Consider the following 16,981-nt stretch of genomic DNA (forward strand, 5'->3'; position numbering starts at 1 on the left):
GGATTGTCCATCCTTGTGCATACGCCCCGTTTGACCGGGAGCGGCGGTTGTGCTTTCGGCCGTGACCGTCGGGTCAGGGACCTTATGCGTATGACTTAATCGCGAGTTGTTTGGCCCGACAAGGGGGAAACTGACGTGCCTTCACGCATCCGCAACACAGTTGCGGGAAAAGCACACAGGTAACTCGCTGAAAAGAAAGAAGAAATTGGATTTGCCGCTTTTTTGGCGCATGTGCGGCCCAGCTTTTGGGCGTTCTGCCCGCGCCGCGGGCACAGGTTTGGGCACAAAAAAAGAGCGGTGGCCGAAGCCACCGCCCTCTCTTTCCGTTTCCGGACGTTTGATCGGAGGACCGATTAGAACGCCAGGATCGAACGGACCAGCACGACGTTGCCCTTGTCGCTGAGGGCCGCGGTCTCGGCATCCAGCTTGAAGTAGTCGTACTGAGCCTGCAGGGTCAGGCCCGGAGCGACGGTGTAGCCGACGCCGATTTCGTAGACCTGCAGCTCGCGATCGCCGGAGATGGCAACCGAGCCGGCGTCCTTGCCGTTCTTGTAGTTGGCGCCGACGACGATCGGGCCGGTGGTGTACTGAGCGCCGACAACCCAGTTGCGGGTGTTCTCGGTGAACAGGCCGGTACGGTCGTTCAGGCCCGACTTGCCGAAGTCGGTGTAGCTGCCGCCGACGGCGAAGCCGGCGTAGCCGACGCTGGCGCCAACCTGCCAGGCGTTCAGGTCCTTGTAGTTCGAACCGGCGACGTTGTCGACGGCCTGGCCCCAGAAGTAGCCGGCGCTGCCCTTGACGGTCACGCCGCCGAAGGTGTTGTTGTAGTTCGCGCCGACTTCGACCATGTCGGTGTAGGTGCCGTTGCCGCCGCCAGCGAAGGTGCCGACCGGCTTAGTGCGGTTGACGTCCGTGCCCGAGCTGTCGTTACGCGGGGTGTAGCTGGCGCCCAGCTGCAGACCGGCGAAACGCGGGGAGAAGTAAACGATCTTGGTCGAGTTGCCGTCCGGGTTCAGCGACGGCCAAATGATGCTGTTGCCGGTAACGGTCGCGGCCGGGCCGTTGCCACCGATGTTGGTGTTCGGGCCGAAGTAGTTCTGGACCTGATCGACCAGCGCCAGCGGCAGGTAGTCGGTCGGGGCCGAAACGTAGGTCTCGTCGTTGAACGAGTTGGTCACGCCCATGCGGACCTGACCGAAGGTGCCCTGCGCGAAGATGTAAGCGCGGTCAGCGTCGGTGGTACGGGCGTTGTTGGCGCCGGAGTTGGCGCGGATGCGCATGCGGGCACCGTACTCCAGGCCGTTGTCGGCCTTGGCGGACGGGATGATGTTGATGCGCATGCGGTTGCGGAATTCGGTCGAACGCAGGCCGGAGTCGCGATCCTGATCGACGTAGCCGGCTTCGAAGTAGGCGTCGCCGCCGACCTTGACTTCGAACTTGGCCTGGGCATTGGCGGCGCCAGCGCCGAGGGCGAGAGCGGCGGCGGCAGCGCCGGCCAGCAGATAACGGTTCATGATTGTTGCCTCCATCCTGGCAGCAGATGTTTCAGCCTGGTTGACGTCCTGGCTGAGACTTTCGTACGCACCCCGGCCCTTGCCAGCAAGCGGCAAATCTCCCCGATTGCTGCATTGGGGGGACAGTGTGTCGCACGGAGCACACTAAGAAGGCCCCCCTGTCCGCCCCGCCACAGTCGAAGCCGGCAGACCCCGCCTGTTGTCGCCCTGTTGTCGCGAGGCGGGGCAAAGACGCTTCCGCTGTTGCGTGGGGCCGTCCACTTATGGTCTGTTCACCGGCATTCCGCGCGTGACTCGCGCGCGGCAACCCCATTTCTGAACCGGGTTCCCGACCATGCGCCGTTCGACCGCCCTTCGCCTTGTCCCTGTACTGCTCGCGGCTTCCGTCTCGATCGCCGGCTGCGCAAGCTGGGGCGGCAAGACCGAAACCGTCGAAGAGCAGATGAAGAACAAGGACTACAAGTTCGGCAGCCTGCTCGGCACCGACGGCGGCCTGAACCTGTTCGGCAAGAACAAGCGCGGCGGCGACCAGGACAGCGCCGGCGGCATCGGCGTCAACAGCTTCCTGTGGCGCGCCTCGCTCGACACGCTGTCCTTCATGCCGATCGCCTCGGCCGATCCGTTCGGCGGCGTGATCCTGACCGACTGGTACACCCCGCCCGAGTCGCCGAACGAGCGCTTCAAGGTCAACCTCTACATCATGGACCGCCAGCTGCGCGCCGACGGCGTGCGGGTGTCGGTGTTCCGCCAGCAGCGGGCCGGCAACGACTGGCGCGAGGTCGCGGTCGGGCCGGAGACCGCCGGCCAGCTGGAGGATGCGGTGCTGACCCGCGCCCGCCAGCTTCGCGTGTCGCAGAACGCCGCCGCCCGCTGACGCGGCGGCCTCCGCCGGCCTTCCCGGGCCGGTGGGGGCAGGTCAGGCAAGCATCCGGTCATCTGGTACAACGGAAAACGGCGTCGCGCTCATGTCGCGTTACAATGTCAAGGAAACCGAGGCGAAGTGGCAGGGCGTGTGGGACGGCAAGGGCTGTTTCACCGCGCGCGAGGACGCCTCCCGGCCCAAATACTATGTGTTGGAGATGTTCCCCTATCCGTCGGGGCGCATCCACATGGGCCACGTCCGCAACTACACCATCGGCGACGTGATCGCGCGCTTCAAGCGCGCCAAGGGCTTCAACGTCCTGCACCCGATGGGCTGGGACGCCTTCGGCCTGCCGGCCGAGAACGCCGCGCTGGAGAAGAAGGTCCACCCGGCCGCCTGGACGCGCGAGAACATCGCGACCATGCGCGGGCAGCTGAAGACGATGGGCCTGTCCATCGACTGGGACCGCGAGATCGCCACCTGCGACGTGGAGTATTACCGCCACGAGCAGAAGATGTTCCTGGATTTCCTGAAGGCGGGCCTGGCCTACCGCAAGGAATCCTGGGTGAACTGGGATCCGGTGGACAACACCGTTCTCGCCAACGAGCAGGTGATCGACGGCCGCGGCTGGCGCACCGGCGCGCTGGTGGAAAAGCGCAAGCTGTCGCAGTGGTTTCTGAAGATCACCGCCTATGCCGAAGACCTGCTGAAGGGCCTGGAGTCGCTGGACCGCTGGCCCGAGCGCGTCCGCATCATGCAGGAGAACTGGATCGGCAAGTCCACCGGCGTCCGCTTCCGCTTCAAGATCAAGGGGCGCGAGGAGGAGCTGGAGGTCTTTACCACCCGGCCCGACACGCTGTTCGGCGCCTCCTTCGCCGCGATCTCCCCGAATCACCCGCTGGCCGCCGAACTGGCCGCCTCCAGCCCGGAACTGGCCGAGTTCATCGCCGAGTGCAACCGGCTGGGCACCAGCGAGGAAGCGATCGAGACGGCGGAGAAGCGCGGCTTCGACACCGGCCTGAAGGTCGTGCATCCCTTCGATCCGTCGTGGGAGCTGCCGGTCTATGTCGCCAACTTCGTGCTGATGGAATACGGCACGGGCGCGATCTTCGCCTGCCCGGCGCATGACCAGCGCGACCTGGATTTCGCCCGCAAGTATGGCCTGCCGGTGCGTCCGGTGGTGATCCCGGCCGACGCCGATCCGGCGGCCTTCGAGGTCGGGACCGAGGCCTACACCGGTCCCGGCGTGCTGCGGAACTCCGCCTTCCTCGACGGGCTCGACACCGAGTCGGCCAAGGACGAGGCCGGCAAGCGGCTGGAGGCGGCGGGCCAGGGCGAGCGCACCACCCAGTACCGCCTGCGCGACTGGGGCGTGTCGCGCCAGCGCTATTGGGGCTGCCCGATCCCGGTCATCCATTGCGAGTCGTGTGGCATCGTCCCGGTTCCGGACGACCAGCTGCCGGTCGTGCTGCCGGAGGACGTGACCTTCGACAAGCCCGGCAACCCGCTGGCCCACCACCCGACCTGGAAGCACACGACCTGCCCGACCTGCGGCAAGCCGGCGGTGCGGGAGACCGACACCTTCGACACCTTCATCGAGTCGTCGTGGTATTTCGCCCGCTTCTGCTCGCCGAAGACCGAGGATGCGGCCTTCACCCGCGACTCGGTCGATTACTGGCTGGGCGTCGACCAGTATATCGGCGGCATCGAGCATGCGGTCCTGCACCTGCTCTACAGCCGCTTTTGGACGCGCGCGCTGAAGACCTGCGGCTATCTGGATCTGGAAGAGCCGTTCACCGGCCTGTTCACCCAGGGCATGGTCAATCACGAGACCTACAAGGACGCCGGCACCGGCGCCTGGCTGGCCCCGACCGACCTGACCAGGAACGACAAGGGCGAGTGGGTCCGGGCCGACAGCGGCGCGCCGGTCACCGTCGGCCGCGTCGAGAAGATGTCGAAGTCCAAGAAGAACGTGGTGGACCCGGCGCACATCATCGGCACCTATGGTGCCGACGCCGCCCGCCTGTTCATGCTGTCGGACAGCCCGCCGGAACGCGATCTGGAATGGACCGAGGCCGGCATCGACGGCGCCTGGCGCTACATCAACCGCCTGTGGCGGATGGTGACCGAGGCGCCGGTGGAGTTGCCCGCCGCCGGCGCTCCTAGCCCCGAGTCGTTCGGCCCGAAGGCCGAGGCCGCCCGCCGTCTGGTCCACAAGACCATCTCCGGCGTGTCGGAGGATCTCGACAAGTTCCGCTTCAACAAGGCGGTCGCCCGCGTCCGCGAGCTGTCCAACGCGCTGGGCGAGCTGGACGGCAAGGGCGAGGGCGAGGCCTGGGTCCTGCGCGAGGGCTTCGAGTCGCTGGTCCGTCTCGTCGGTCCGATGATGCCGCATCTGGGCGAGGAGCTGTGGGCGCAGCTGGGGCACACCACCCTGCTGGCCGATCAGCCCTGGCCGGAAGCCGACCCCGCCCTGGTGGTGGAGGACAGCGTCAAGGTCGCGGTCCAGGTCAACGGCAAGCTGCGCGCCACGCTGGAGCTGCCGCGAGACATGAACAAGGACGCGGCGGAGCAGGCGGCGCTTGCCGACGCCAACGTCCAGCGCGCCATGGACGGCAAGCCGGCGCGCAAGGTCATCGTCGTCCCGAACCGGGTGATCAATGTCGTCGTCTGATACCAGACCGTTCCGTCAGGCCATGGCGCGGGGGCTGTTCGCCCTCGCGCTCGGTCTGTCCGCCCTGTCGCTGACGGGTTGCGGTTTCCAGCCGCTCTACGGCGGCAAGGGTGTCGGAGCCGCCGCGGCCGACCGGTTGATGGAGGTCGACATCGCGTCGATCCCCAACCGGGAGGGACAGAAGCTCCGCAACCTGCTGATCGACAACTTCTATCCGTCGGAGCGGCCGAGCAATCCGCGCTACCGGCTGGATGTGGCGCTGTCGGCGTCGGAGCAGAAGCTTGCGTTGCAGAAGGACGCCACCGCGGTGCGCGCCCAGCTGCTGGTCAACGCCCCCTATCGGCTGACCGACACCCAGACCGGGCAGGTGGTGTTCCAGTCCAGCTCGCGCTCGATGGTCAGCTACAACACGCTGGAGCAGCATTACGCCGCCATCGTGACGGTGCAGAGCGCCTATGACCGGGCACTCGAGGACATTTCCAACGACATCACCACCCGCGTCGCCATGTATCTCGGCCGCGGGTCCTGACCGGCCGGAGATGCAAGGGTGAAGCTCCAGCCCAAGGCGATCGACGGTTTTCTGCGCAGCCCGGACCGCAAGGTCCGGGCGGTGCTGCTTTATGGCCCCGACTCGGGTCTCGTGCGCGACCGCGCCCAGACGCTGGGCAAGACGGTGGTGCAGGACCTGTCCGATCCGTTCCGCGTCGCCGAGTTCCTGGGTCGCGCGATTGCCGACGATCCGGCGCGGCTGGCGGACGAGGCGGCGGCGATCTCCTTCACCGGCGGCCGGCGCCTGATCCGCGTCCGCGACGCGGAGGACAACTGCACCGCCGCCTTCACCGCCTTCTTCGAGACTCTGCCGCCGGGCGACAGTCTGGTGGTCGTCGAGTCGGGTGACCTGTCGGCCCGCTCCAAGCTGCGGCTTCTGTTCGAGGGGGCGGATGCCGGCGCCGCGATCCCCTGTTATGTCGAGGAGGAGGCTTCGCTCGGCCGCGTCATCGCCGACATCCTGCATGGTCACGGGCTGACCGCCGACCCCGACGTGCTGAGCTTCCTGGCCGCCAACCTCGTCGGCGACCGCATGGTGGCGCGCGGCGAGGCCGAGAAGCTGGCGCTCTATATGGGCAAGGAAAAGCGCGTGCGGCTGGAGGATGCCCAGGCCTGCATCGGCGACAGCGCCGCCCTGTCGATGGACGAGCCGGTGTGGGCGGCGGCGGAGGGCGATTTCGCCACGCTCGACCGCTCGTTGGCGCGGCTGTTTGCCGAGGGCACCTCGCCGGTGCCGATCCTGCGCGGCGCCCAGCGCCATTTCCAGCGCCTGCAGCTGCTGACCGCCCAGGTCGCCGCCGGCAAGTCGCCGGAGGCCGCCGTCGAGTCGCTGCGCCCGCCGGTCTTCTTCAAGCTGAAGACCCGGCTGGTCAGACAGGCGCGCCACTGGTCGCCCAACCATGTCCGACAGGCGCTGGAACGGCTGGTCGATGCCGAGGCCGACTGCAAGCGCACCAACATGCCGGACGAGACGCTGTGCGCCCGCGTGCTGTTCCAACTGGCGTCCCTGGGCGCCCGGCGCTGACTTGACCATTGGGACGCCCGCGCTATCTGGCGGGGCATGAGCGACGCCACATACTCCGCGCCACCGCCCGCCCCCTTCCGGGTGCGCTGGTGGCAACCCCTGCTGTTCTGGGTCATCGTCAACGCCTGGGGCTTCGTCGAACGCGGCGGCCAGCCCTTCGCCGGGCACCAGCCGTCCCCCCTGCAGCCGCCGGGATGGGTGTTCCCGGTCATGTGGTTCACGCTGAACGTCTTCCAGATCTGGGGCGACATCCGCCTGCTCGACCCGGCGCGGCGAATCCGCAGCCGTGGCCTGCTGATCGGGCTCCAAGCGGTGACCTGGGTGATCTACGCCACCTTCAGCCTCGTCTATTTCACGCTGGGCAGCTCGGTCCTTGCCGCGGCCTGGACGGTGTCCTTCTTCGTCATCACGTCCGTCTGTATCGCGCTGGTGGCGCGGGACGACCGCAGCATCGCGCTGATCTGGACGCCGCTGATCCTGTGGACCGGCTTCGCGTCGGTGGTCGGCATCCACAACGCGCTGATCAACCCCGACCCGCTGTTCGGCACGCCGGCCCTCTGGGGATAACACCCGGATAAAACCCTTGCAGCGAATATCACCCGGGTATAATCAGACGGGAACGATGTTGCCTGCGGGGAGGTTTGGGCGTGGTTGGCAAAGAGGATCGCAAGGCGGCGGTGGCCGCCTACAAGGAGCGCAAGAGCGTGGCCGGCGTGTTCGCCGTCCGCTGTGGCGCTGCCGGTATGGTGTGGGTGGGCGGCGCGCCCGATCTCGACAAGATCCAGAACCGGCTGTGGTTCCAGCTGAAGATGGGCGGCTGTCCGCACCGCAGCCTCCAGGCGGCGTGGAACGCCCATGGCTCCGAGTCGCTGGCCTTCGAGATCGTCGAGCGGCTGGAGGATGAGGACCTCGCCTTCGCCCGCACCGCCGCGCTGAAGGCGCGGGTTGCCCATTGGGTGGCGGCGATGGGGGCCGCGGTGATCTGAGGGCGGGCGCTCAGCCCCGGTAGTCGTGAACCCGGCCGGTGAAGTCGGTGACGCGATAGCGGTCCTCGCCCTCCTCCTCGATCCAGGCCGCGGCGGCGGGGGCCTTGCCGTGGCCGCCGGGAATGTCGAGGACATAGGTGGGCTGGCACAGGCCGGACAGCTTTCCGCGCAGGCCGGTCACCAGCGCCTGCCCCTCGGCCAGCGTCGGGCGGAAATGGCTGGTGCCGGCTGCGAGGTCGGGATGGTGCAGGTAATAGGGCTTGACCCGGTTGCGCACCATGCCGCGGAACAGAGCCTCCAGCGCCGCATGGCTGTCGTTGATGCCCTTCAGCAGCACGGTCTGGCCGACCAGCGGGATGCCGGCCTCCACCAGCCGGGCGAGGGATGCCCGCACCGGCGGGGTCAGTTCGTCGGCATGGTTGATGTGGACGGCGACCCAGGTGGCGAGGTCGGGGGCGGTCAGCGCCTCCAAAAGGTCCGGGGTGATGCGGTCGGGATCGGCGGCGGGGATGCGGCTGTGCAGGCGGACGATGCCGACATGCGGCATGGCCGACAGCGCCTGGACGATTCCGCGCAGCCGGCGCGGCGACAGCAGCAGCGGATCGCCGCCGGTGATGACGACCTCCCACACCTCCTCATGGTCGCGGATGTAGGCGAGTGCCGCCTCCATCTCGTCGGCGGTCAGCGCCTCGCCGCCGGGACCGACCATCTCGCGGCGGAAGCAGAAGCGGCAATAGACGGCGCAGGCATGCAGCGGCTTCAGCAGCACCCGATCGGGATAACGATGGACGATGCCCTTCACCGGGCTGCGCGCGCCGTCGCCGATCGGGTCCTCGCGCTCCTCCGGCGTGCTGTACGCCTCGGCGGGGGAGGGGACGTACTGGGCATAGAGCGGATCCTGCGGATCCGTACGTCCGGCCAGCGTCTCGCGCAGGTACGGGGTCAGCGCCACGGCATAGCGGTCGGCGACCGTACGCACGGCCTCGCCCGCCTCCGGCGTCATCAGCCCGGCGGCCACCAGATCGGAAACGCTGTGCAGGGCCTTCATCGCTCTTTCCCGCTTCGACGGAATGGGTCATGTAGGAAAGCGACCGCTCTTACTCCTGCGAGACCCATGCTGTCGACTCTTCCCCGCCTGATCGGCCACCGCGGCGCCAAGGAAAGCGCTCCGGAAAACACCCTCGCCTCGATCCGCGAAGCCGCCCGCCAGGGCGCCCGCTGGGTGGAGGTGGATGTCATGCTGACCCGCGACCAGCGGCCGGTGCTGATCCATGACGACACGCTGGACCGCACCACCACCGGCACCGGCCCGGTGCCGCTGCTCGATCTGGCAGAGCTTCAGCAGCTCGACGCCGGGCGCTGGTTCGATGCCGCCTTCGTCGGCGAACGGGTGCCGACGCTGGAAGAAGCGGTGGATCTGATCCGCGAGCTGGGCCTCGGGCTGAACCTGGAGATCAAGCCCTATCCGGGGCAGGAGGAGGTCACGGCGGAGGTGGCGCTGAACGTTCTGCGCCCGCTGTGGCCGTCCGACCGGTCGCTCCTGCTGTCCAGCTTCGAGGTGCCCTGCCTGGAGGTGGCGCAGCGGCTGTGGCCGGAGATCCCGCGCGGCTATCTGTTGTGGGATCCGCCGGCCGATTGGGCCGCCATCGCCGACCGCATCGGGGCCGCCACCCTGAACGTCGACCAGAGCCGCCAGACCGCCGACAGCATCGCGGAATACCGGGCCACCGGCCGGCCGGTGCTGTCCTACACCGTCAACGACGCCGGGCGCGCCCGGACGCTGTTCGGCTGGGGCGTGTCCGCGGTCTTCACCGACGCGCCGGGACGGCTGGCGCGGGAACTGGGGCCGCTCGCCTGATCGGGTGCCTGATGATGTGCCGGAGGAGCGGTCGACACGCTGACGCTTCCGTTCGCGACTGCGGCAAATCGTGAACGTTTTTTGCGCGGGGGGATGAATCCGCTCGTAGGGCGCGCCAATTCCTCATATATAGAACCGCACTGGCGATCCCGCCGGAACCCACGCGGATTCCGGCGGAGCCTTTCGTCGTCTGGTAGTCCGCCGCTTTGGTCCGGCGTCCCACGGGATGCCACGTTCGGTCTTTGGAGGGTTCGTTGAAGGCGTTGAAGCCGTTGCCGATGTCCGGCCGGGAGGTTCTGCCGCTCGTCGAGGGTGGCAAGGGTATTGCCGTTTCCAACGGCGAAAGCTCCGGCGCCTGGGCGGCTGCCGGCGGGATTGGCACCTTCTCGGGTGTCAACGCCGACAGCTATGATGAGAACGGCAACCTTCTGCCGCAGATCTACAAGGGCAAGACCCGGCGCGAGCGCCATAACGAGCTGATCGCCTTCGGCATCGAGGGCGGCATCGCCCAGGCGCGCATCGCGCACGAGACGTCGAACGGCAACGGCCGCATCCACATGAACGTCCTGTGGGAGATGGGCGGCGCCGAGCACATCCTGCACGGCGTGCTGGAAGGCGCCCAGGGTCTGATCCACGGCGTCACCTGCGGCGCCGGCATGCCCTACAAGGTGGCCGAGATCGCCGTGCGCTACGGCGTCCATTACTACCCGATCGTCTCGTCGGCCCGCGCCTTCCGCGCGCTGTGGCTGCGCGCGTACCACAAGTTCCGTGAGCATCTGGGCGGCGTGGTGTACGAGGATCCGTGGCTGGCCGGCGGCCACAACGGCCTGTCCAACTCGGAAGACCCGCAGAAGCCGGAGGATCCGTTCCCCCGCGTCCTGGCCCTGCGCCAGATGATGAACAGCTTCGGCCTGAACGACACCCCCATCGTGATGGCGGGCGGCGTCTGGTGGCTGTCGGAGTGGGAGGACTGGATCGACAACCCGGACCTGGGTCCGGTCGCCTTCCAGTTCGGCACCCGTCCGCTGCTGACCCAGGAGAGCCCGATCTCCATGGCGTGGAAGCGCAAGCTGGTCGCGCTGCAGCCGGGCGACGTCTTCCTGAACCGCTTCTCTCCCACCGGATTCTATTCGTCGGCGGTGAAGAACCCGTTCCTGCTGGACCTGATGGCGCGCTCCGAGCGTCAGGTCGCCTATCTGTCCAAGCCGGTGGGCGAGCATTCGGCCGAATTCCCGGTCGGTCCGCGCGGCCGTCCGGTCTACGTCACCGAAAGCGACAAGCAGCGCGCCGAGGGCTGGCTGTCCCAGGGCTTCACCACCGCCCTGAAGACGCCGGACAGCACGCTGGTCTTCGTCACGCCCCAGCAGTCGGAGAAGATCCTGCACGATCAGGTCGACTGCATGGGCTGCCTGTCGGCCTGCGGCTTCTCCAACTGGGCGCAGAACGAGGAGGGGACGACGGGCAAGCGCGCCGATCCGCGCTCCTTCTGCATCCAGAAGACGCTCCAGGCGGTCAGCCACACCGACGACTGCGAAAACCAGCTGATGTTCGCCGGGCACAACGCCTACCGCTTCGCCAGCGATCCCTACTACAAGGACGGCTTCATCCCCACGGTGAAGCAGTTGTTTGAACGGATCGCCTCCGGTTACTGACCGGGCGCATCATCGGACGGGCAAGGCCGTCGGCGGGAGACCGCCGGCGGCCTTTGCAATTCCCAGCGGCGCTTGTGCCGTCCGGTTGACGTCGGTGCGACAATAACTTGCGCGGCCTTTCCGAATGGTTTTACAGTTATACGGATTGCGGCCATGGGCCGCGGTTCAGTGTTGGACCTGATGTTCGATCCCGAATTCGACAGCACGGGGGCCACGCCCATGATGACCGCCGAACGCCCCTTCAAGCGAGTCCTCGACCAGCTGACCGGTGCCGGCCTGCGCCCGACCCGCCAGCGCCTCGGCCTTGCCCGGCTGCTGTTCGAAGGGTGCGACCGGCACGTCACCGCGGAACAACTGCATGGCGAGGCGCTGTCTGCCGACCTGCCGGTTTCGCTGGCGACGGTCTACAACACGCTGAACCAGTTCACCGCCGCCGGCCTGCTGCGCGAGGTGGTGGTGGAGGCGGGAAAGTCCTATTTCGACACCAACACCAGCGATCACCACCATTTCTTCGTCGAATCCACCGGCCGGCTGGAGGACATCCCCGCCGACAGGCTGGTGGTGCAGAACCTGCCGGCCGCTCCGGCCGGCACCCGCGTCGCCCGCGTCGACGTGATCGTCCGCCTGATCCAGGACGATTGCTGAACCCGATTTTACTGAAGCCGTTTCGCGCTCAGTTCCCGTCGGCCGGGCCCGGTTCGGCGGGGCTCGGCGCGCGGTCGACGAAGGGCCAGCGCATGAAGGCGAAGGCCCAGACCGCCAGGACGTTGATGTAGGGGAACAGCAGCAGCAGGATCCACAGCGGGCTGCGTCCGGCCTTGGCCAGGACCCAGCCGCCGGCGATCAGCATGTACATCGTGACGATCGAGCCGATCAGCAGTTCCCAGAAGCCCAGATGGATCACGGTCTCCGTCATGCCGTCCTCCGTGCCTTGACCTTGCGCGCCTGACGCGCCGGCAGGACCGGCCAGCGGCTGTGCGCCATCACGCCGATGGGAACGACATGCCCGAGCGGAACCAGCGAGAACAGGGCCCACAGCGGCGAGAAGCCGGCCCGCCGCAGAATGCGCGACAAGGGCCAGACGATGGCGATCTGGAACAGCATCAGCCCCAAGAACGGCCCCTGAGACAGGCCATCGAAGAAATCCTGCAGCATGCCGGTCCGGACCCTCCTCCACATCATCGACGGGCAGAGAAGCGCGGGCGGGCGGCTTTGTCGAGCCAAACTTTTCCCGAACCGGGCATCATGCACGGCGTTGCAACTTCTGCACGGATCAGGGGTATGCGAACGTGAAATGTCCCGCACCGGCATGCTACAGTTCGCCGCGTCCGGCCTTTCCGGCTTGACGTCGTTTCAGAATTCAGATGCGGCGGGCCATTCTCTTTGACGGATCTCTCCGAACCGGACAGCGGCGCACGCGGGAGACGGTGGCGCCTGTCGTCCCTGCCGCCGGTTGCCGCGTTGCGCATCGGACTGCTTGTGGCGGTGATCGCCGGCTTCTGGCTGGTCGCCTATGCCGACCTCGACCGTGCGCGCGACCGGGCGATCCAGGACGGTCTGCGCCAGACCGTCAACCTGTCGATCCTTCTGGAGGAGGATGCCCGCCGCGTCATCGTCGTTGCCGGCTACACCCTGCATTCGATGGCGGAAAGCGGACGGATCACCGCTCATCTGCTGAGCGACACGGCGGAGCCGCCGGGCGTGGAGTCCGGCCCCGGCCCGGCCCTGCGGAGCATGCTGATCGTGGAGCCGGACGGGCGGGTGCGGCAGGCCGCCGGGCTGGACGATCCGGCCTCGGTCGCCGGTACCCCGCTGGGCGACGCGGTGCGCGACGGTTCGGCGGCCTTCGTCGGGCCCTACCGGACGGCCGACGGCGGCTGGCGGGCGGCCATGATCCGGCCCCTGACGGACGGCAGCGGCATGGCGGTGGCGGTGCTCGACCTCGACCGCTTCACCCGGCTCTATGCCAGCCAGACCATCGGGCCGCTCAGCATCATCCTGCTTTACCGTGAGAACGGCACGGTCCTGGCCTATTCGCGGACCGGCCTGCGATTGGACCAGGACCGCTCCGCCTTCGCCGCCTTTCTGCCGCGGCTGCCCGCCGGGGAGGCTGCGCGGACGCTGTCCGGTTTTGACCCGGCGGAAGGGCGCGAGCGCATCGGCACGGTCCGCCGGGTGGCGGGGTTGCCGCTGTACGTCTATGTCCGCATCCGCACCGACGACGTGCTGGCCGGCTGGTACAACGACCGCTGGAAACGCATCCTGGAAACCGCGGCGGTTTCGGTGGTGGTGCTGCTGCTGGCCCTGCTGGCCCTGCGACAGCTCGGGCGGCTGGAGACGACGACGCAGGCGTTGCGGGCCAGCGACCGGCGGTCGCAGGCGCTGTTCGACAGCAGTTTCCAGATCATGGGGTTGCTGTCGCCCGACGGACGGGTTCTGGCGCTGAACCAGCCGGCCTGCGCGCTGGCCGGGCTGCCGGCCGAAGCCCTGGTCGGCCACCGCGCCTGGGAGTTCCGCGGCTGGGCCCGCACCGACGAGCTGGCGGCGGGATTCCGGCAGTCCATCGAAAAGGCGGCATCGGGACGGCTCGTCCGCTATGAGACCGACGTGGTCACCGACGGCGCGACCCGCGTGATGGACGTGACGATCAAGCCGGTGTTCGACGACCGGGGGGCGGTGACGGTGCTGGTGGTCGAGGCGCACGACATCACCGAACGGGTGGAGGCGGCGGCGCGCCTCGCCGCGGCGCTCGATCAGGCGGAGGCCGCCAACCGCGCCAAGAGCGCCTTCCTGGCGACCATGAGCCACGAGCTGCGCACCCCGCTGAACGCCATCATCGGCTTTTCCGACATCATGCTGCACGAGCTGTTCGGCCCGCTGGGCAGCCCGCGCTACCGCGACTATGCCCGCCATGTGCAGAACAGCGGCCGGCACCTGCTCGACCTCATCAACGACGTTCTGGACATGTCCAAGCTGGAGGCCGGGCGCTACACGCTGGATGAAAGCTGGCTGGAGCCGGCCGGGACAATCGAGAATTGCCGGGCGCTGGCCGCGGTGCCGGCCGATGCCGGCGGCGTGCTGCTGACGGTCGACGGCGCCCCCGGCCTGCCCCACCTGCTGGCCGACGAGCGCGCATTGCGGCAGGTGCTGCTGAACCTGCTGTCGAACGCGGTGAAGTTCACCCCGCGCGGCGGCCGGGTGACGGTGGGCGCGGTGCAGGAGGAGGATGGCGGCATCGCCATCGCCGTGCGCGACACCGGCATCGGAATTCCGGCCGAAGCGCTGACCCGTATCCTGGAGCCGTTCCAGCAGGCAGACAGCAGCATCCCCGGACGGTTCGGCGGCACCGGGCTGGGGCTGTCGATCTGCCGCGATCTGATGACCCTGCATGGTGGATGCCTGAGCATCGACAGCGAACCGGGCCGCGGCACCACCGTCACCATCCGCTTCCCGGCGACCCGCGTCGGCCCGCCGGTTGCGGCGGACGGATTGCCGGCGTAAGCCTGTCGGCAATCAGGCCTGTCGGCTTTGATGCGGATCGAAAGGCGGACGAGATGATCGGGAATGACGGGAAGCCGGTATCGAAGGAGGAGCTTCGCAATCACATCGCCGCCTACAACGGCCAGTCGCGCGGCTCCAAGGAATTCGCGGCGATCCCGCGGGCGCTGGTGACCATCCTGGACGGGCTGAAGCCGGGCAAGACCGGCTACGTCAAATGCCTGGACGGACAGGTGCAGCTGTCGCGCCGCAAGGACAACAGCGTTTCGGCGGGCTGACAAACGGAAAGCGCCCCTCCCCCAGGTCGGGGAAGGGCGCTTTTCTTAGTGGTTCCAGGCTGTCAGTGCTTGGCCGCGGCGGCGGCACCGATGCCGGTCTGGGAGCGGACGAACTGGTCCTCGAAGGCGTCGCGCTCGGCGCGGGCCGACGCGCTGCTGTCCAGCTTCGACACGATGATGGTGACGAGGAAGGCCAGCGTCATCGAGAACAGGGCCGGCTGCTCGTAGGGGAAGATCGGCTTCGGGTTGTTCAGCACCACGACCCACACGGCGTTCGACAGGATCACCAGCGTGACCGCGGAGACCAGGCCGGCGATGCCGCCCGCCAGCGCGCCGCGGGTGGTCAGGCCCTTCCAGTACATCGACAGGATCAGCACCGGGAAGTTCACCGACGCCGCGACGCCGAAGGTCAGGCCGACCAGGAAGGCGACGTTCTGCTTCTCGAAGGCGATGCCCAGCACCACGGCCAGCACGCCCAGCACCAGCGACGCGATCTTGGAGACGCGCATCTCCTCGCGCTCCGTCGCCTCGCCCTTGCGGATGACGCGCGCATAGAGGTCGTGGGCGATTGCCGAGGCGCCGGCCAGGGCGAGGCCCGACACCACCGCCAGGATGGTGGCGAAGGCGACCGCCGACAGGAAGCCCAGGAACAGGTCGCCGCCCAGCGCCTTGGCCAGATGCATCACCGGCATGTTGCCGCCGCCGATCAGCTTGCCGCCGACCTTGCCGCCTTCGAAGAACTGCGGATCGGTGCCGACGATGGTGATCGCCGCCATGCCCAGGATGCAGACGATCAGGAAGAAGAAGCCGATGAAGCCCGAGGCGTAGAAGACCGACTTGCGGGCCTCGCGCGCGTTGGGGACGGTGAAGAAGCGCATCATGATGTGCGGCAGGGCGGCGGTGCCGAACAGCAGGCCCAGCGACAGCGACACTGCCGAGACCGGGTCGGCCAGCAGCGTGCCCGGCCCCATGATCTTCACGCCGTCCTTGTGCGCGGCGATGGCGCTCTTGGCGATGGCCTCCAGGCTGAAGCCGAAGCGCGACAGCGCCAGGAAGGCCAGCAGGATGCCGCCGCCCAGCAGCAGCACCGCCTTGATGATCTGCACCCAGGTGGTGGCGATCATGCCGCCGAAGGTGACATAGACCACCATCAGCACGCCGACCACGACGACCGCGACGTTGTAGTCCAGCCCGAACAGCAGCTTGATCAGCTGTCCGGCGCCGACCATCTGGACGATCAGGTAGAAGCACACCACCGTCAGCGAGCCGATGGCGGCGAAGGTGCGGATCTTGCCCTGGTCCAGCCGGTAGGAGGCGATGTCGGCGAAGGTGAAGTGGCCGAGGTTGCGCAGCCGCTCCGCCAGCAGGAACAGGATGATCGGCCAGCCGACGAAGAAGCTGATGGTGTAGACGAAGCCGTCATAGCCCTTGGCGAACACCAGGCTCGACAGGCCCAGCAGCGTCGCGGCCGACATATAGTCGCCGGCGATGGCCAGACCGTTCTGGAAGCCGGTGATGCCGCCGCCGGCGGTGTAGAAATCGGACGTGGAGCGGGTGCGGCTGGCCGCCCAATAGGTGATGCCCAGCGTCATCAGCACGAAGGCGATGAACATGCCGATGGCCGACAGGTTGATCGGCTGCTTTTCCAGCTGCCCGACATCGCCGGCGGCCAGCGCCGGCACGGCGGCCAGGGTGGCGAACAGCGTGGCGGCAGCCGCCGTGTGGAGGATGCGGCGGGCGGTCATTGCAGCGTCTCCCGCGTGATCTCGTCGGTCAGGTCCTGGAAACGGCCGTTGGCGAAGTGGGAGTAGACGCCGGTTAGCAGCCAGGACAGGATGATGATCCCCGCCCCGATGGGGAAGCCGATGCTGAGCGACGAGTCGTCGGACATCGGCTTGTGCAGCAGGTCCGGCGCGAAGGCGACCACCATCATGAAGCTGTAGTAGCCGACCAGCACGATGGCCGACAGGATCAGGGCGAGCCGGCTGCGCTGGCGCACCAGTTCCTGGAATTTCGGGTTCCGGCGGACCCTCTCGTAAACCGGGTTGTTCGCGGGGGAGTGCATGTTTCCTCCAGACGCTGGACG

General features: G+C 67.8%; 17 protein-coding genes. 11 read left to right on the forward strand and 6 right to left on the reverse strand.

Annotated elements, in window-relative coordinates; genetic code table 11:
* Window positions 1–353: 353 nt before the first annotated feature.
* A complete protein-coding gene (locus PWS46_RS00410; RefSeq protein ID WP_434616566.1) occupies window positions 354–1,514 on the reverse strand; it encodes a porin in 1,161 nt (386 codons plus the stop codon).
* A 334-nt stretch (window positions 1,515–1,848) separates the two neighbouring features.
* Between PWS46_RS00410 and PWS46_RS00415 the strand changes: the two genes are divergently transcribed.
* From PWS46_RS00415 to PWS46_RS00440, 6 genes are all read left to right on the forward strand, one after another.
* Window positions 1,849–2,388 (forward strand): DUF3576 domain-containing protein, encoded by a 540-nt coding sequence (locus PWS46_RS00415; RefSeq protein ID WP_434616569.1) that lies wholly within the window; start codon window positions 1,849–1,851, stop codon window positions 2,386–2,388.
* Window positions 2,389–2,479: 91 nt separating this feature from the next.
* Entirely contained in the window at window positions 2,480–5,050 is a 2,571-nt protein-coding gene (gene leuS / locus PWS46_RS00420; RefSeq protein WP_434616572.1) for a leucine--tRNA ligase, read from the forward strand.
* A complete protein-coding gene (locus PWS46_RS00425; RefSeq protein WP_434616575.1) occupies window positions 5,037–5,579 on the forward strand; it encodes an LPS assembly lipoprotein LptE in 543 nt (180 codons plus the stop codon). Before leuS ends, PWS46_RS00425 begins: the two co-directional genes overlap by 14 nt.
* An 18-nt stretch (window positions 5,580–5,597) precedes the next feature.
* Window positions 5,598–6,623, forward strand: a complete 1,026-nt coding sequence (gene holA, locus PWS46_RS00430; RefSeq protein ID WP_434616578.1) for a DNA polymerase III subunit delta — start codon at window positions 5,598–5,600, stop codon at window positions 6,621–6,623.
* Window positions 6,624–6,659: 36 nt separating this feature from the next.
* Window positions 6,660–7,190: a tryptophan-rich sensory protein gene (locus PWS46_RS00435; RefSeq protein ID WP_434616581.1), complete on the forward strand. Its 531-nt coding sequence runs from the start codon at window positions 6,660–6,662 to the stop codon at window positions 7,188–7,190.
* An 80-nt stretch (window positions 7,191–7,270) separates the two neighbouring features.
* Window positions 7,271–7,609 (forward strand): GIY-YIG nuclease family protein, encoded by a 339-nt coding sequence (locus PWS46_RS00440; protein WP_434616584.1) that lies wholly within the window; start codon window positions 7,271–7,273, stop codon window positions 7,607–7,609.
* A 10-nt stretch (window positions 7,610–7,619) separates the two neighbouring features.
* On the opposite strand, the gene PWS46_RS00445 is transcribed toward PWS46_RS00440, so the two are convergent.
* Window positions 7,620–8,657 carry a lysine-2,3-aminomutase-like protein gene (locus PWS46_RS00445; protein ID WP_434616587.1) on the reverse strand — a complete coding sequence of 346 codons (1,038 nt, stop codon included), beginning with the start codon at window positions 8,655–8,657 and terminating at the stop codon, window positions 7,620–7,622.
* Window positions 8,658–8,723: 66 nt separating this feature from the next.
* Here PWS46_RS00445 and PWS46_RS00450 point away from each other — a divergent pair, with 66 nt between their 5' ends.
* From PWS46_RS00450 to irrA, 3 genes are all read left to right on the forward strand, one after another.
* Entirely contained in the window at window positions 8,724–9,467 is a 744-nt protein-coding gene (locus PWS46_RS00450; RefSeq protein WP_434616590.1) for a glycerophosphoryl diester phosphodiesterase, read from the forward strand.
* Between the two features lie 254 nt (window positions 9,468–9,721).
* Window positions 9,722–11,119, forward strand: coding sequence for an NAD(P)H-dependent flavin oxidoreductase (locus tag PWS46_RS00455; protein ID WP_434616593.1), 1,398 nt, complete (start codon window positions 9,722–9,724; stop codon window positions 11,117–11,119).
* 222 nt (window positions 11,120–11,341) lie between these two features.
* A complete protein-coding gene (irrA, locus tag PWS46_RS00460) occupies window positions 11,342–11,764 on the forward strand; it encodes an iron response transcriptional regulator IrrA (RefSeq protein WP_434620031.1) in 423 nt (140 codons plus the stop codon).
* 28 nt (window positions 11,765–11,792) lie between these two features.
* Here the strand turns inward: irrA and PWS46_RS00465 are convergent, their stop codons facing one another.
* Both PWS46_RS00465 and PWS46_RS00470 read right to left on the reverse strand, forming a co-directional pair.
* Window positions 11,793–12,035 (reverse strand): hypothetical protein, encoded by a 243-nt coding sequence (locus PWS46_RS00465; RefSeq protein ID WP_434616596.1) that lies wholly within the window; start codon window positions 12,033–12,035, stop codon window positions 11,793–11,795.
* Window positions 12,032–12,274 (reverse strand): hypothetical protein, encoded by a 243-nt coding sequence (locus tag PWS46_RS00470; protein WP_434616599.1) that lies wholly within the window; start codon window positions 12,272–12,274, stop codon window positions 12,032–12,034. The genes PWS46_RS00465 and PWS46_RS00470 overlap by 4 nt, the downstream gene beginning before the upstream one ends.
* A gap of 306 nt (window positions 12,275–12,580) precedes the next feature.
* Between PWS46_RS00470 and PWS46_RS00475 the strand changes: the two genes are divergently transcribed.
* Window positions 12,581–14,620, forward strand: a complete 2,040-nt coding sequence (locus tag PWS46_RS00475; protein WP_434616602.1) for an ATP-binding protein — start codon at window positions 12,581–12,583, stop codon at window positions 14,618–14,620.
* A 53-nt stretch (window positions 14,621–14,673) separates the two neighbouring features.
* A complete protein-coding gene (locus PWS46_RS00480) occupies window positions 14,674–14,895 on the forward strand; it encodes a hypothetical protein (RefSeq protein ID WP_434616605.1) in 222 nt (73 codons plus the stop codon).
* Between the two features lie 62 nt (window positions 14,896–14,957).
* Here PWS46_RS00480 and PWS46_RS00485 read toward each other — a convergent pair whose 3' ends face one another.
* Together PWS46_RS00485 and PWS46_RS00490 are read right to left on the reverse strand one after the other, a co-directional pair.
* Window positions 14,958–16,640 (reverse strand): cation acetate symporter, encoded by a 1,683-nt coding sequence (locus tag PWS46_RS00485; protein ID WP_434616608.1) that lies wholly within the window; start codon window positions 16,638–16,640, stop codon window positions 14,958–14,960.
* Window positions 16,637–16,960 carry a DUF485 domain-containing protein gene (locus tag PWS46_RS00490; RefSeq protein ID WP_434616611.1) on the reverse strand — a complete coding sequence of 108 codons (324 nt, stop codon included), beginning with the start codon at window positions 16,958–16,960 and terminating at the stop codon, window positions 16,637–16,639. Before PWS46_RS00490 ends, PWS46_RS00485 begins: the two co-directional genes overlap by 4 nt.
* Window positions 16,961–16,981: the final 21 nt, after the last annotated feature.

This window comes from Azospirillum sp. B2RO_4 (assembly GCF_051124815.1).
Taxonomy (GTDB): domain Bacteria; phylum Pseudomonadota; class Alphaproteobacteria; order Azospirillales; family Azospirillaceae; genus Azospirillum.